At 73.3% G+C, this 13,883-nt stretch carries 13 protein-coding genes; 7 read left to right on the forward strand and 6 right to left on the reverse strand.

The genetic code is table 11. The features are described 5' to 3' along the window. Nucleotides 1-46: 46 nt before the first annotated feature. The 3 genes from ACFQZ6_RS15255 (at nt 47) to mscL (ending at nt 2,399) form a co-directional block, all read left to right on the forward strand. On the forward strand, nt 47-889 hold the full coding sequence (locus ACFQZ6_RS15255) for an S-methyl-5'-thioadenosine phosphorylase (RefSeq protein WP_381608857.1): 843 nt from the start codon (nt 47-49) through the stop codon (nt 887-889). 169 nt (nt 890-1,058) lie between these two features. After that, complete coding sequence (locus tag ACFQZ6_RS15260; protein ID WP_381608860.1) at nt 1,059-1,736, forward strand: hypothetical protein; 678 nt, start codon at nt 1,059-1,061, stop codon at nt 1,734-1,736. Nucleotides 1,737-1,898: 162 nt separating this feature from the next. Continuing rightward, nucleotides 1,899-2,399 (forward strand): large conductance mechanosensitive channel protein MscL, encoded by a 501-nt coding sequence (gene mscL / locus ACFQZ6_RS15265; protein ID WP_381608863.1) that lies wholly within the window; start codon nt 1,899-1,901, stop codon nt 2,397-2,399. Nucleotides 2,400-2,439: 40 nt separating this feature from the next. Here the strand turns inward: mscL and ACFQZ6_RS15270 are convergent, their stop codons facing one another. Further along, nucleotides 2,440-2,622, reverse strand: coding sequence for a hypothetical protein (locus tag ACFQZ6_RS15270; protein ID WP_360215792.1), 183 nt, complete (start codon nt 2,620-2,622; stop codon nt 2,440-2,442). 85 nt (nt 2,623-2,707) lie between these two features. Between ACFQZ6_RS15270 and ACFQZ6_RS15275 the strand changes: the two genes are divergently transcribed. The 3 genes from ACFQZ6_RS15275 (at nt 2,708) to ACFQZ6_RS15285 (ending at nt 5,987) form a co-directional block, all read left to right on the forward strand. After that, entirely contained in the window at nt 2,708-3,961 is a 1,254-nt protein-coding gene (locus ACFQZ6_RS15275) for a low temperature requirement protein A (RefSeq protein WP_381608866.1), read from the forward strand. 44 nt (nt 3,962-4,005) lie between these two features. Further along, nucleotides 4,006-5,037 (forward strand): P1 family peptidase, encoded by a 1,032-nt coding sequence (locus ACFQZ6_RS15280; RefSeq protein WP_381608869.1) that lies wholly within the window; start codon nt 4,006-4,008, stop codon nt 5,035-5,037. Between the two features lie 203 nt (nt 5,038-5,240). Next, nucleotides 5,241-5,987 carry a DUF6227 family protein gene (locus tag ACFQZ6_RS15285; RefSeq protein ID WP_381608872.1) on the forward strand — a complete coding sequence of 249 codons (747 nt, stop codon included), beginning with the start codon at nt 5,241-5,243 and terminating at the stop codon, nt 5,985-5,987. A gap of 68 nt (nt 5,988-6,055) precedes the next feature. Here the strand turns inward: ACFQZ6_RS15285 and ACFQZ6_RS15290 are convergent, their stop codons facing one another. From ACFQZ6_RS15290 to ACFQZ6_RS15305, 4 genes are all read right to left on the reverse strand, one after another. After that, a complete protein-coding gene (locus ACFQZ6_RS15290; RefSeq protein WP_381608875.1) occupies nt 6,056-8,125 on the reverse strand; it encodes a PTS fructose transporter subunit IIABC in 2,070 nt (689 codons plus the stop codon). Between the two features lie 298 nt (nt 8,126-8,423). Then, nucleotides 8,424-9,371: a 1-phosphofructokinase gene (pfkB, locus tag ACFQZ6_RS15295; RefSeq protein WP_381608878.1), complete on the reverse strand. Its 948-nt coding sequence runs from the start codon at nt 9,369-9,371 to the stop codon at nt 8,424-8,426. Continuing rightward, nucleotides 9,368-10,129 (reverse strand): DeoR/GlpR family DNA-binding transcription regulator, encoded by a 762-nt coding sequence (locus tag ACFQZ6_RS15300; RefSeq protein WP_381608881.1) that lies wholly within the window; start codon nt 10,127-10,129, stop codon nt 9,368-9,370. The genes pfkB and ACFQZ6_RS15300 overlap by 4 nt, the downstream gene beginning before the upstream one ends. A 192-nt stretch (nt 10,130-10,321) precedes the next feature. Beyond that, a complete protein-coding gene (locus ACFQZ6_RS15305; protein ID WP_381608883.1) occupies nt 10,322-11,830 on the reverse strand; it encodes an MFS transporter in 1,509 nt (502 codons plus the stop codon). Between the two features lie 61 nt (nt 11,831-11,891). Between ACFQZ6_RS15305 and ACFQZ6_RS15310 the strand changes: the two genes are divergently transcribed. Further along, complete coding sequence (locus tag ACFQZ6_RS15310) at nt 11,892-12,854, forward strand: helix-turn-helix transcriptional regulator (protein WP_381608886.1); 963 nt, start codon at nt 11,892-11,894, stop codon at nt 12,852-12,854. A gap of 19 nt (nt 12,855-12,873) precedes the next feature. Here the strand turns inward: ACFQZ6_RS15310 and ACFQZ6_RS15315 are convergent, their stop codons facing one another. After that, nucleotides 12,874-13,620 carry a TetR/AcrR family transcriptional regulator gene (locus tag ACFQZ6_RS15315; protein ID WP_381608888.1) on the reverse strand — a complete coding sequence of 249 codons (747 nt, stop codon included), beginning with the start codon at nt 13,618-13,620 and terminating at the stop codon, nt 12,874-12,876. Nucleotides 13,621-13,883: the final 263 nt, after the last annotated feature.

A 13,883-nucleotide genomic window follows, 5' to 3' on the forward strand; every position in this document is an offset into this window, starting at 1 on the left:
TTCTCGGCGTACCTGGGGGCCGTCCGGGACGGCTAGGGTCAGGGGCATGGCGAACAAGGTGAACGCCGAGATCGGCGTGATCGGAGGCTCCGGCTTCTACTCGTTCCTCGACGACGTGACCGAGATACAGGTGGACACGCCGTACGGAGCGCCCAGCGACTCCCTCTTCCTCGGCGAGGTCGCCGGGCGCCGGGTCGCCTTCCTGCCCCGGCACGGACGCGGCCACCATCTGCCGCCGCACCGGATCAACTACCGCGCCAACCTGTGGGCGCTGCGGTCGGTCGGCGTGCGCCAGGTCCTCGGGCCGTGCGCGGTGGGCGGGCTGCGGCCGGAGTACGGGCCGGGCACGCTGCTCGTGCCGGACCAACTGGTCGACCGTACGAAGTCCCGGGCGGCCACGTACTTCGACGGCCTGCCGCTGCCCGACGGCCGGGTCCCGAACGTCGTGCACGTGTCCCTGGCCGACCCCTACTGCCCCACCGGTCGCGCCGCCGCGCTGAAGGCGGCCCGCGGGCGGGACTGGGAGCCGGTGGACGGCGGCACGCTGGTCGTGGTGGAGGGGCCGCGGTTCTCCACCCGCGCCGAGTCGCTGTGGCACCAGGCGCAGGGCTGGTCCGTGGTCGGCATGACCGGGCACCCGGAGGCGGCGCTCGCCCGTGAGCTGGAGCTGTGCTACACGTCCCTGACCCTGGTCACCGACCTCGACGCGGGCGCCGAGACTGGCGAGGGCGTCTCCCACGACGAGGTGCTGCGGGTCTTCGCGGCCAACGTGGACCGGCTGCGGGGGGTGCTGTTCGACGCGGTGGCGGCACTGCCCGCGAGCGGGGAGCGGGACTGTCTGTGCGTGGGGGCGTTGGGCGGGATGGATGCGGGGTTTGAGCTGCCGTAGGGCGTGCCGCCATGGGGGAAGGTGAGGACGGGGGCGGAATTCCTCGTTCGGGTGGGCGAGTTGTCCACAACCTGTGAGTAGTGCACGGGCTTCGGCGGGCGGCGGCGTGAGACGTCATCGTGGACGGGCAAGCCGATTCGTCGTCGCGTTGTCCCAGGTGGTGGCTCGTATGTCCATGCCCATGCCCATGTCCATGTTCATGTCCGGCGCTCCGGTGCTTCCCGCGTCCTTGCCCACGCCCCCGTCAGGCACGGACGTGCCGCCCGGCCGCGAGGTGCCGCACTTCCCGCCCGTGCGGGTGCGCGGCGGGCGGGAGGGACTGCGCCGGTTGCTACGACACCGGCGGCGGGCCGTGGCGGCCGGGCTGGCCGTCACCGCCGTCGCGCTGGTGGCGGCCGGAGCGCGGGCACCCTCGGAACCGCAGCGGGACGGGCGGGCCCGCGGGCACCCGGCGAGTCCGGCGAGTCCGATGGGGCCGGTGAGTCCGATGGGGCCGATGGGTCCGGTGAGTCCGATGGGTCCGGTGGCGGATGACCGGCCTGGGCGGGTGGATGAGCAGCGCCGCGCCCGGCGCGTGACCGCACCGGTGCGGATCGCCGACGCGGCGACGGTCCGGCTGCTGCGGCCGGGCGACCGGGTCGACGTCATCGCCGCGGAGGAGACGGCGACGGGCGGGGAGGTCCGGGTGGTCGCGCGCGGAGCCGTGGTGAGCAAGGTGCCGGGTGGGTCGTCGGCCGACCCCGGTGCCATCGAGGGCACCCTGCTGCTGCTCTCCGTGCCGCGTGGCGACGCGGCCGAGCTGGCGGGCGCGAGCGCGACGGCACGGCTGGCGGTGACGTTGTGGTGAGCCGTGCCCTACACCGGGTGCCCGCACCGCGCCCCGGCTTCGTGCCAAGTCCCCTCTTCAGGCAACCCGGCTGGACAGCTCCGCGGGGCGCTGACGTAGGTTGCGGAGCGTTTTGTTCCGCGATGTGTTCCGCGCCGGGTGCGCGTGGGGAGAGGCTCCGACGTGAGCGAGAAGCAGGGACCGAGCGTCTGGCAGGGCTTCAAGACCTTCCTGATGCGCGGCAACGTGATCGACCTGGCCGTGGCGGTGGTCATCGGCGCCGCCTTCACCAACATCGTCAACTCGGTGGTGAAGGGGGTCATCAACCCGCTGGTCGGGGCGATCGGCACGCAGAACCTGGACCACTACCGGTCCTGCCTGAAGGGCCCGTGCGATGTCGCGGAGGACGGCACGGTCACCGGCGTGACGATCCTGTGGGGCTCCGTCCTCGGGGCCACGCTCACCTTCGTGATCACGGCGGCGGTCGTCTACTTCATCATGGTCCTGCCGATGTCCAAGTACCTGGCCCGGCAGGAGGCCCGCCGCAAGGCGCGCGAGGGCACGCAGGAGGTCATCGAGGTGACCGAGCTGGAGGTCCTCAAGGAGATCCGCGACGCGCTGCTCGCCCAGCGCGGTACGGGCCCCGCCCAGCAGGGCACGGGCTCGGGTCCCGACCAGCGGTAGAAAGGCTCCGTCAGGTCACGAGGCCGGTAGCGGGGCTCCGTCAGAGGTGGTGCGGCGGCTTCTCGTCGAGGAAGCGCTTCAGGTCGTCCGCGCCGCCGCCGGTGCCGCCCGGCCGCTCGCCCCAGCCTCGGTCGGTGTCGTCCGAGGACTGCTGGTCCAGCGGATCGTCGAAGATCAGCGCGGCCTTCGGCTCGCGCGGCTCGGGGGCGGATGCGGTGGTCATGCCTCCAGGGTACGGCCCCGCGCCCACGCCCCCGCGTGCGCACGTTTCCAAGATTTCCCGGCAGGTATCTGCTGCACTTGGTCCCATGATGTCCAGTTCGACACCGCCCGTCGGCTCGGCCGGATCCAGCGGCGCGCGGCATCCGCAGGCGCCGCTGCGGCGGCTCACCGCCCGTGCCCGGGACGAGGCCCATCGCACCGCCACCCCGCTGGAGCTGTTCTTCGACCTCTGCTTCGTCGTGGCCGTCGCGCAGGCGGGCGCCCAACTGGTGCACGCCCTCGCGGAGCAGCACGTGGGCGAGGGCATCCTGAACTACGCGATGGTGTTCTTCGCCATCTGGTGGGCCTGGATGAACTTCACCTGGTTCGCCTCGGCGTACGACAACGACGACGTGCTGTACCGCATCGTCACCCTGGTGCAGATGGCGGGCGTGCTGGTGCTCGCCGCCGGGGTGGCGCGGGCCTTCGACGACCATGACTTCCTGCTCGTCTGGCTCGGCTACGCGATCATGCGGGTGGCGATGGCCACGCAGTGGCTGCGGGCGGCGAGAACGGCCCAGGGCGCGGAGAGAGCCGTCGCCGTGCGGTACGCGACCGGGGTGCTGCTCTGCCAGGTCGGCTGGCTGGGGCTGTTGGTGCTGCCGGAGCCCGCCCGGCTGTGGGTGTTCTGGGTGATGGTGGTCGCGGAGCTGTGCGTGCCGGTGATCGCGGAGCGCGCCCGGTCCACGACGTGGCATCCCCGGCACATCGCCGAGCGGTACGGACTGTTCACGATCATCGTGCTCGGCGAGACGATCCTCGCGGCCACGGTCGCCGTGCAGTCCGCCGCCGACGAGCACGAGGCGCTGGGCGATCTGCTGCCGGTCGCCGCGGGCGGGCTGCTGATCGTGTTCTCCGCCTGGTGGGTCTACTTCGTGGTGCCGATCCACGGTCACCTGCGCTCCAACAGACAGGCGTTCCTGTGGGGTTACGGCCACTACCTGATCTTCGCCTCGGCGGCGGCCATCGGCGCGGGTCTGGAGGTGGCGGTCGAGCAGGCGGTCGGCGCGGCGCACATCTCGACACTGGCCGCCGCGGCGGCGGTGACCCTGCCGACGGCGCTGTACCTGCTGTCCGTGTGGGCCCTGCACGCGCGGTACTTCAAGGTGGGCATCGCCGAGCAGCTCCTCCTGCCGAGCACCGCGCTCCTGGTGATCTGCTGCACGTTCCTCGGCGACTGGGCGGTCCTGGTGGCGGGCGCGGTGTCGGCGCTGTCGGTCCTGACCGGCGTGCTGCTGGCGGCGCGCACCGACCGGGGACGGAGCGGGAGGGCGCCCCGGGAGGCGAGCGTGGCGCGGTGACCGGGGTCCCGGACCGGTTCCCGCGACAGCACCACACTGGTCCCATGACAGCAGACGCATTGACGGACGTGGCCGGGCTGCGGGTGGGCCACGCGACGCGGATCGGGGACGGCTGGCTCACCGGCACCACGGTCGTGCTCGCCCCGGAGGGCGGGGCGGTCGCCGCGGTGGACGTGCGCGGGAGTGGCCCCGGCACGAAGGAGACCGACGCCCTGGACCCCCGCAACCTGGTGCAGCGGGTCGAGGCGGTGGTGCTGACCGGCGGCAGCGCGTACGGGCTGGACGCGGCGTCGGGAGTGATGGGCTGGCTGGAGGAGCAGGGGCGCGGGGTGCGGGTCGGGCCGGATGCGGCGCACGTGGTGCCCGTGGTGCCCGCGGCGTGCGTCTTCGACCTGGGGCGCGGCGGCGACTTCCGGGCCAGGCCGGACGCGGCGCTCGGCCGGGCCGCGGTGGAAGCGGCGGCGGCGAGCGGGGACGGCGCGGCGGTCGCGGAGGGCTGCGTCGGCGCCGGGACGGGGGCGGTGGTCGGGACGGTGAAGGGCGGCATCGGCACCGCGAGCGTCCTGCTCGACTCGGGGATCACCGTGGCGGCGCTGGTGGTGGCGAACGCGGCGGGTGAGGTGGTGGATCCACGGACGGGGGTGTTGTACGGGGAGCTGTTCCAGGGCCGGGTGGAGTATCCGGCGGCGCGGGTGCACGAGGCGGCGCGGCGGCGTCTGGCGGAGGTCGCGGCGAAGAACGCGCCACCGCCGCTCAACACCACCCTGGCGGTGGTCGCCACCGACGCGGTCCTCTCCAAGGCGCAGGCGCAGAAGGTGGCCGGTACCGCGCATGACGGCATCGCCCGGGCCGTACGCCCGGTGCACCTGCTCAACGACGGCGACACGGTCTTCACCCTGGCGACCGGCGACCGCCCGCTCGACCCCGGCGGCGGCCCGCTGGCGCTGAACGACCTGCTCGCCGCCGCGGCGGACACCGTGACGCGGGCGATCGTACGAGCGGTGCGGGCGGCCGAGCCGGTGACGGGGCCCGGGGGCGCGTGGCCGTCGTACGGGGAGCTGTACGGGGCGCCGTAGACCAGGGGTGGACGGGGGGTGTGGACCAGCGGGCGACGGGGCGGTGGTGGCGATGGTTTGACGGATCGTCGGGGATGCGGGAACTTTTCGCGCGGGGCGGCCGTTTTCCCGGCGTACGTTTTCTCGGTTCCCGGACATGATGTCCGACCGAGGGGCTACGGTATGCACCCACAAGGTGACATGCAGCAACGCCAGGAGAAACCTTGAGCGTTCCGTACGAGACGGCAGCGTACGAACCATCCGAGTCGCCCGAGTCTCCGGAGGAGCACCTCGCGCGACTGCTCGGCCGTGCACTGAACTCCTTCGAGCTGCCCGACGACACGATAAGGCGGCTCGACAGCGCGCTGGCCCACGACAGTTCGCTGCACTCCGCGCACCACGGCGCGGGGCTGCACCGGGAGACGTACCGGCACACGTGGCTGCTGGCCGACGGTTCGGCGCTCACGCTCTGGGAGCTGGTGCACAACACGGCCCCGGACCACTGCTTACAGCGCGAGGTGTACGTCGACGAGGAGGAGTTGCGCGTGGCCACCGCCCGGCTGCCGATGCCTCCGGACGCCCCGGACTTCGAACTGCCGGTGCTGGCGCAGTTGGCACCGCTCCCCGAACCCCGGCACGCGTACGTGCCGGACGACTCGGCGGACCACGCGCGTCGGCTGCTGCGCCGCGCGGAGAACCCCGACCGGCCCGGTGCGGAGACGGCGGCGCTGCTGAGCACCGCGTTCGCGCACCAGATCACGCAGGCGTTCGGGCGTCCGTGCCGGGCGGGCCGGGTCGGCATGGGGTTCTCGCTCTACGAGCACGCGTTCCTGCTCCGCGACGGTCGGGAGATCTCCCTGTGGGAGGTCGAGCACACGGCCACCCCGGACGGGCGGCACATGTGCGAGGTGTACCCGACGGAGGACGCGGCGCGGGACGCCATGGAGCGCCGGGCGGCACAGGTCTCCTGACCCGCACCGCCCGACGCCACCGCCCGACGCCACCGCCCGGCGTTCCCGCCCGGCGTTCCTGACGTGCCTTACGCCGCCGCCACCGCCTGCTTCGCGTCCGTCGACGTGCCGGTGGCCGCCGGGCCGTCCGTCGCCTCGGTCGGCTCGGCGCCGGGGACCGGTCCGCGCATCCCCTTCAGCAGGATCACCAGCCCCGCCGTCACCGCCGTACCGGCCGCGATGGCCAGCAGGTACAGGAACGGCTTGCCGATCAGGAAGGTGACCCAGACGCCGCCGTGCGGGGCGCGCAGGGTGGAGCCGAAGGCCATGGTCAGCGCGCCGGTGACCGCGCCGCCCGCCATCGACGCCGGGATGACCCGCAGCGGGTCGGCGGCGGCGAACGGGATCGCGCCCTCGGAGATGAAGGAGGCGCCGAGGACCCAGGCGGCCTTGCCGTTCTCGCGTTCGGCGGTGGTGAAGAGCTTCTTGCGGAGCACGGTCGCGAGGGCCATGCCCAGCGGCGGCACCATGCCTGCCGCCATCACCGCGGCCATGATCTTCATCGCGGAGTCGCTGGGCGCGGCGACGGAGATCCCGGCGGTGGCGAAGGTGTAGGCGACCTTGTTGACGGGGCCGCCGAGGTCGAAGCACATCATCAGGCCGAGCAGGACGCCGAGGAGGACGGCGTTGGTGCCGGAGAGGCCGTTCAGCCAGTCGGTGAGGGCCTTCTGCGCCTCGGAGATCGGCTTGCCGATCACCACGAACATCAGGAACCCGACGACGACCGTGGACACCAGCGGGATCACCACCACCGGCATGATCCCGCGCAGCACCGGCGGTATGTCGATCCGCTGGATGGCGAGGACCACCCCACCGGCGATCAGACCGGCGACCAGGCCGCCGAGGAACCCGGCGCCGACCGTCAGCGAGATCGCGCCGCCGACGAAGCCGGGCACGAGGCCGGGCCGGTCGGCCATGCCGTAGGCGATGTACCCGGCGAGGACGGGCACCAGGAACCCGAAGGCGGCGGCGCCGATCTGGAAGAGCAGCGCGCCCCAACTGTCGACCTGCCCCCAGTCGAAGTGCTCGGTGACGGACTTGGCCTCGTTGATCTGGTAGCCGCCGATCGCGAAGCCGAGCGCGATGAGCAGACCGCCCGCGGCGACGAACGGCACCATGTAACTCACGCCGGACATCAGCCACTTGCGCAGCTTGGTGCCGTACCCCTCACCGGGCTCACCGGCGCGGTCCACAGGCCTGGCCCCGGGCCGGGCGGCGGCCGTGACCTCCCCGCGCGCCGCCTTCTGGCGCACCTCGGCGATCAGTTCGGCGGGCCGGTTGATGCCCGCCTTCACCCCGACGTCGACGGTGGGCTTCCCGGCGAAGCGGTCCTTCTCGCGTACGGCGACATCGTGGGCGAAGATCACGCCGTCCGCCGCCGCGATGACCGCCGGGTCGAGCCGGGTGAACCCGGCCGAGCCCTGCGTCTCCACGACGATCTCGACGCCGTCGGCGTCCCGGCCCGCGTTCTCCAGCGCCTCGGCCGCCATGTAGGTGTGCGCGATGCCGGTGGGGCAGGAGGTGACGGCGACGATCCGGAAGGGGTGGCCCGATGCCGGACCCTCCGACGTCGGGCGGTCCGTGGCGGCGTCGGCGGAGGCCGCCACCGGCGCCGCCACGGAGTCTTCGGGGGCCGCGGAAGCCAAGGGGCCCGACGGCGCGTCCCCCCGGATCAGCGCCGCCGCCTCCGCCGCGTCGGACACCGACCGCAGCGCGCCCGTGAACTCGGCGTCCATCAGCTTGCGGGCCAGCGACGACAGGATCGTCAGATGGGCGTCGTCGGCCCCGGCGGGCGCGGCGATCAGGAAGACCAGGTCGGCGGGGCCGTCCGCCGCGCCGAAGTCGATCCCGGCCGTACTGCGCCCGAAGGCCAGCGTCGGCTCGGTGACATGCTCGCTCCGGCAGTGCGGGATGCCGATGCCGCCGTCCAGGCCGGTCGGCATCTGCGCCTCGCGGGCCGCCACGTCGGCGAGGAAGCCGTCGAGGTCGGTGACCCGGCCGAGCGCGGCCATGCGCTCGGCGAGGGCGCGCGCCGCTGCTTCCTTGGTGTCGGCGGACAGGTCGAGGTCGACCAGATCCGCGGTGATCATGTCACTCATCGCGGGCTCCTTAGCACGCGTATCGCCCGGTGTGGGGTGGGGAGGTGGGCGAAGGTGGGGACGGGGGTGCGGTGGGGGGTTGTGGGGCTGCTGCCGGTTCGGGCCGGGAAGACCCGAACCGCCGTGTGGAGGGGGCGGTGGCGGACGACGCCGAGTAAGGCGTGCAAGGCGCGTACGACGAGCGAGGCATGTACGGCGAGCAAGGCGTGCACGGCGAGCAAGGCGCGTAGGGCCGGAGAGCCGCCCGACCACCTCGCCGACCACTTCACCGACCGCCGCCGGGACGCCGTACGCCCGCTCACGACACCGGCTCCGTGAGCACCCGGTCCACCGGCACCTCGGACGTCACCGTCACCGCCGCCGGGTCCAGGTCCCGGGGCGTCGGCATCACGCTGCCCGGCAACTGGACGGCGGCGGCGCCGTGCGCGATGGCGGAGGCGAGGGCGTCGGGCCCGCTGCCGCCCGCGATCAGGAACCCGGCGAGGGAGGAGTCACCGGCGCCGACGTTGCTGCGGACGGCGTCCACCTGGGCGCTGCCGTACCAGGTGCCCGCGGCGTCGACGAGGAGTTGCCCGTCGGCGCCCAGGCTCGCGAGGACGGCGCACGCGCCCCGCTCACGCAACTCCTCGGCCGCCTTCACCGCGTCGCCCACGGTGGCCAGTGGCCGTCCGACCGCCTCGGCGAGTTCCTCGGCGTTGGGCTTGACGACGTCGGGGCGCTCGCGCAGCGCGGCGAGCAGCGCGGGCCCGGAGGTGTCGAGGGCGATGCGGGTGCCCGCGGCGTGGGCGCGGGCGACCAGGTCGGCGTACCAGGAGGGGGCGAGACCGCGGGGCAGGCTGCCGCAGCAGGCGATCCAGTCGGCGTCGCGGGACTGCCGCCGTACCGTCTCCAGGAGCAGTTCCTGTTCCGCGTCCGACAGTTCGGGACCCGGCGCGTTGATCTTCGTCAGGACGCCGTCCGCCTCCGCGAGCGCGATGTTGGACCGGGTCGCCCCGGCCACCGGCACCGGCGCCACCTCGATGCCCTGCGCGTCGAGCAGCTCCGCGACGAGCGCGCCCGGCGCACCACCCAGGGGCAGCACGGCGACCGTGCGCCGCCCGGCGGCGGCGACGGCGCGCGAGACGTTGACGCCCTTGCCGCCGGGGTCCATGCGCTCGCCGGTGGCGCGGATGACGTCGCCGCGCTCCAGGGAGGGGACCTCGTAGGTGCGGTCGAGGGACGGGTTGGGGGTGACGGTGACGATCATGCGCGTACTACTTCCGTGCCGCCGCGCTCGATGACGGCGGCGTCCTCGGGGCTCAGCCCGCTGTCGGTGACCAGCAGGTCCACGTCGGTCAGCGCGCCGAAGCGGGCGAAGTGCTCCTGGCCGTGCTTGCCGGAGTCGGCGAGCAGCACGACGCGGCGGGCCGCCGCCATCGCCGCCCGCTTCACCGCGGCCTCGGCGAGGTCGGGCGTGGTCAGCCCGTGCTCGGCGGAGAAGCCGTTGGCGGCCACGAAGAGCACGTCGGCGCGGATCTCGCCGTACGCCCGCAGCGCCCAGGCGTCCACGGCGGCGCGCGTACGGTGCCGGACGCGCCCCCCGACGAGATGGAGCTGGATGCCGGGGTGGTCCGCGAGCCGGGCGGCGATCGGCAGGCTGTGGGTGACGACGGTGAGGTCGGCCTCCAGCGGGACGGCGGCGGCGAGGCGGGCCACCGTCGTACCGGCGTCGAGGATGAGCGTGCCCTCGGTCGGCAGCTCCGCGACGGCGGCCTTGGCGATGCGGTCCTTCTCGTCGGTGGAGGTGGACTCGCGCTCGGCGAGGTCCGGCTCGAAGTCGAGCCGCCCGACGGGGATGGCGCCGCCGTGCACCCGCCGGACCAGTCCGGCGCGGTCGAGGGCCTTCAGGTCCCGGCGGATGGTCTCCGCGGTGACCTGGAACTCCTCGGCCAGCGAGACCACGTCCACTCTGCCGCCGTCCCGGGCGAGCCGGAGGATCTCCTGCTGCCGCTCCGGTGCGTACATGCCCGTTCGCCTCCGCTTCCGCTGACGCTCCGCACGTCATGCCCGAACGTGTGGTTTCAGTGCGGAGGCTACGCCCGGATTTCCGGAAAGTAAACAGGATCGGACTCTAACCGGGCATGAACGGGCTCACCCGGACGCGAGCGGGGCCCGGCATCCCGCTGATGCCGGGCCCCGCTCCCGAGGGATGCCCCCTCAGCCCACCAGCTCAGGCTCCTTGGCCACCGCCGCGGCCGAGGCCCCCTCCACATGCTGCGCGGGCCGCTTCGGCAGCGCGAACATCAGCAGGAAGATCACGCCCATCACCGCGGCGACCCAGCCCACCGCGTACTGGAAGGCGTCCACGAACTCCGCACCGATCCGGGCCGGGGCCACGTCCTCGTCGATCACCCCGAAGAACACCACCGACACCAGCCCGAGCCCGAGCGCGTTGCCCATCTGCTGCACGGTGTTGATCAGCCCGGACGCCGACCCGGCGTGCTCGTGCGGCACCTCCGAGAGGATCGCGTCCGTCAGCGGCGCGAAGATCAGGCCCATGCCCGCGCCCATGACGACCAGCGGCAGCATCATCTGCCAGGAGGAGATGCCGAGGCCGTACCGCTCGGCCTCCCACAGGTAGATCAGCAGCCCGGCGCCCAGCACCAGCGCGCCCGACTGGAGCACCTTGCGCCCGAACCGCGGCACCAGCTTCTGCACCGACATCCCCGCCGCCACCGAGACCGCGATCGAGAACGGCACCCCGGTCAGCCCGGCCCGCAGCGGCGTCCAGCCCAGGCCGATCTGCATGTAGAGCGTCCACACCAGGAAGAAGACGCCGAGCCCGATCCCGAAGACGGTCTGTACGGCGATGCCCGCCGCGAAGCTCTTGACCTTGAACAGCGACAGCTCGATCAGCGGCGAACCGTCCCGCGCGCTCTTGCGCCGCTCGTACGCCACCAGCGCCCCGAACACCACCAGCGCGCCGCCCATCGACACGTACCCCCACAGCGGCCAGCCCAGCTCATGGCCGCGGGTCAGCGGATACAGCAGCATCAGCAGTCCCAGCGTCACCAGCGCCACGCCGACCAGGTCAAGGCGCAGGGCGTGCGGGGCCTTGGACTCGGTGATGAAGCGGCGGCCGAGGATCAGTCCGGCGATCCCGACCGGAAGGTTGATGAGGAAGATCGGTCGCCATTCGAGCCCGAACAGGTTCCACTGCGTCAGCAGCGCGCCCAGCAGCGGACCGGACACGGCCCCGAGCCCCACGATCGCGCCGAACAGCCCGAACACCTTGCCCCGCTCGTGCGCCGGGAAGGTGGCGTGCACGATCGCCAGCACCTGCGGCACCATCATCGCCGCCATGCCGCCCTGGAGGATTCGGGAGGCGACCAGCATCTCCGGGTTGGCGGCGAACCCGCACAGCGCGGAGGCGAGCGTGAAGCCACCGATACCGATCAGGAACAGCCGCTTGCGGCCGTGGATGTCACCCAGCCGACCACCGGTGATCAGACCGGCGGCGAAGGCGAGCGCGTAACCGGCGGTTATCCACTGGATCTGGCTGAAGGACGCGCCCGCGTCCCGCTGGATGGAGGGGATCGCGACATTGACGATCGTGACGTCGACGAGGTCCATGAAGGCCGCCGTCATGATGATCGCGAGGGCGAGCCAGCGGCGCCGGTCGCCGGTACTCGCATCCGTGGTGGGAGTCGTCTCGGTGGAGGTCATGCCTCGAAGTTAGACCCCGAGTAGGACAGATCACGTCCTAGTTCTGCGGCATCCTCGATCCATGACGACGGACACCCCGGCACGGCTCCTCCAACTGCTGTCCCTCCTCCAGACGCCCCGCGAGTGGCCCGGCGGCGAACTGGCCGACCGGCTCGGGGTCTCCCGGCGCACGGTCCGCCGGGACATCGACCGGCTCCGCGAACTCGGCTATCCCGTGCAGGCGACCATGGGCGCCGACGGCGGCTACCGGCTCGTCGCGGGCAAGGCGCTGCCCCCGCTCGTGCTCGACGACGAGGAGGCCGTCGCCATCGCGGTCGGCCTGCGCGCCGGGGCCGGGCACGCGGTCGAGGGCGTGGACGAGGCGTCGGTGCGCGCCCTGGCCAAGCTGGAGCAGGTACTGCCCTCCCGGCTCCGCCACCGCGTCGCCACCCTCCAGGCCGCGACCACCCCGCTGACCAGCGGGGACGGCCCGAGCATCGCCCCCGAGACGCTCACCGTGATGGCGTCCACGGTCGCCGGGCACGAACGGCTCCGGTTCGCCTACCGCGCCAAGGACGGCATCGAGTCCCGACGCCTGACCGAGCCCTACCGGCTGGTGTCGACGGGGCGGCGCTGGTACCTCGTCGCCTACGACCTCGACCGCGACGACTGGCGCACCTTCCGCGTCGACCGCGTGAGCGAGCCCTTCGCCACCGGCGCCCGCTTCACCCCGCGCGAACTCCCCACCGGCAACGCGGCCGAGTACCTACGGCAGTCGATACGGCACCACGGCCAGACCTACGAGTTCCACGTCACCCTCGCCGCCCCCGCCGAGGCCGTCGCGGCGCGCGTCCCCGCCTGGCTGGGCGCCCCCGAGCCCCTCGGCCCCGACCGCTGCCGCCTGCGCGCCACGACCGGCGACCCGGTGGAGTGGCTGGCGGTCCGCCTGGCCATGCTGGGCTGCGACTTCACCGTCCACGCACCGGAACAACTGGTGACGTGCGTACGGGAGCTGGGCGGGCGGTTGAGCCGGGCGGGAGGGTGAGTCACGCGAGGGCGGCTGCCTAGGCCCCGGACGAAGACCCCGGCCACGGGAACCCCCGCAGCGCCGCCAGGTTCCGCAGCGCCGACTCCACCGGCCCCCGGGGGCCGTCGAACGGCTCGTCACCGCTGGCCCAGGACTCCACCGCCACACGTACGGCCGCACTGGCGACGGCGGCGGCGAACCGCAGCCCGGGAAAGGCGGGATCACCGGGGTCACCGAGGTCACCGGGGTCACGGGGATCGCCGGGATCGCCGGGTTCCCCGCCGCCCCCGTCCTCGGCCCTCGTGACCCGCCCCCGCAGCGCCCCCGCCAGCATCCCCTCCGTCTCCTGGCACACCTCCGCCCACACCTTGCGCACCGCCGGGCTGGTGCTGGCGAGGCGGATCAGGGTGCGCGCCCACTCCCAGGACGCGGCGGAGACCCCGACGCCGGGCGTGAGGGTGTGGCGTACGGCGTGTTCGAGCGCCGCCGGGACGGACAGTTCGGCGGGGGCGTCGCGCACCGCGTCGGCCCAGCGCTGGGCGCCCGTCGCGTAGAGCGGGGCGACCGCCTCCTCCTTGGTGGCGAAGTAGCGGTAGAAGGTGCGCGGGGCGACCCCGGCCGCCTGGGCGATGTCCTCGGCGCGGGTGCCGCGCAGTCCGTGGGTGACGAAGAGCCGGGCCGCCGCGCGGGCGATCTCCATCCGCGTGGCGGCCTTCCGCCGCTCGGTGAGGGAGAGGGAAGCGGAGGATCCGGGCGGAAACGGCGATGGGGTGGCGCTACTCACGTCGGCAGGCTATGCCGCTGTGGCACAATCTGCCATCCGGAGCGGGCCACCCCGGTGTTCAGGTACGGGGTGCCCCGCTCCCTGGCACGCCCCTGAGCGCACCTCGGCCGTACGGCCCGCAAAAGGGCCGGGCTCCGACGCCCGGGGGAAGGCGCCGAAGCCCGGCGGGGAAAGTCCCGGCGCTGGGGGGGTGTGCGACGGGACTTGGTCTCTGGCTCGGTGGTACAGGTCGGTCACGGATGCGCCAGCAGCGAACCGGCTCG

The organism is Streptomyces flavalbus, assembly GCF_042674625.1.
Lineage (GTDB): Bacteria > Actinomycetota > Actinomycetes > Streptomycetales > Streptomycetaceae > Streptomyces > Streptomyces flavalbus.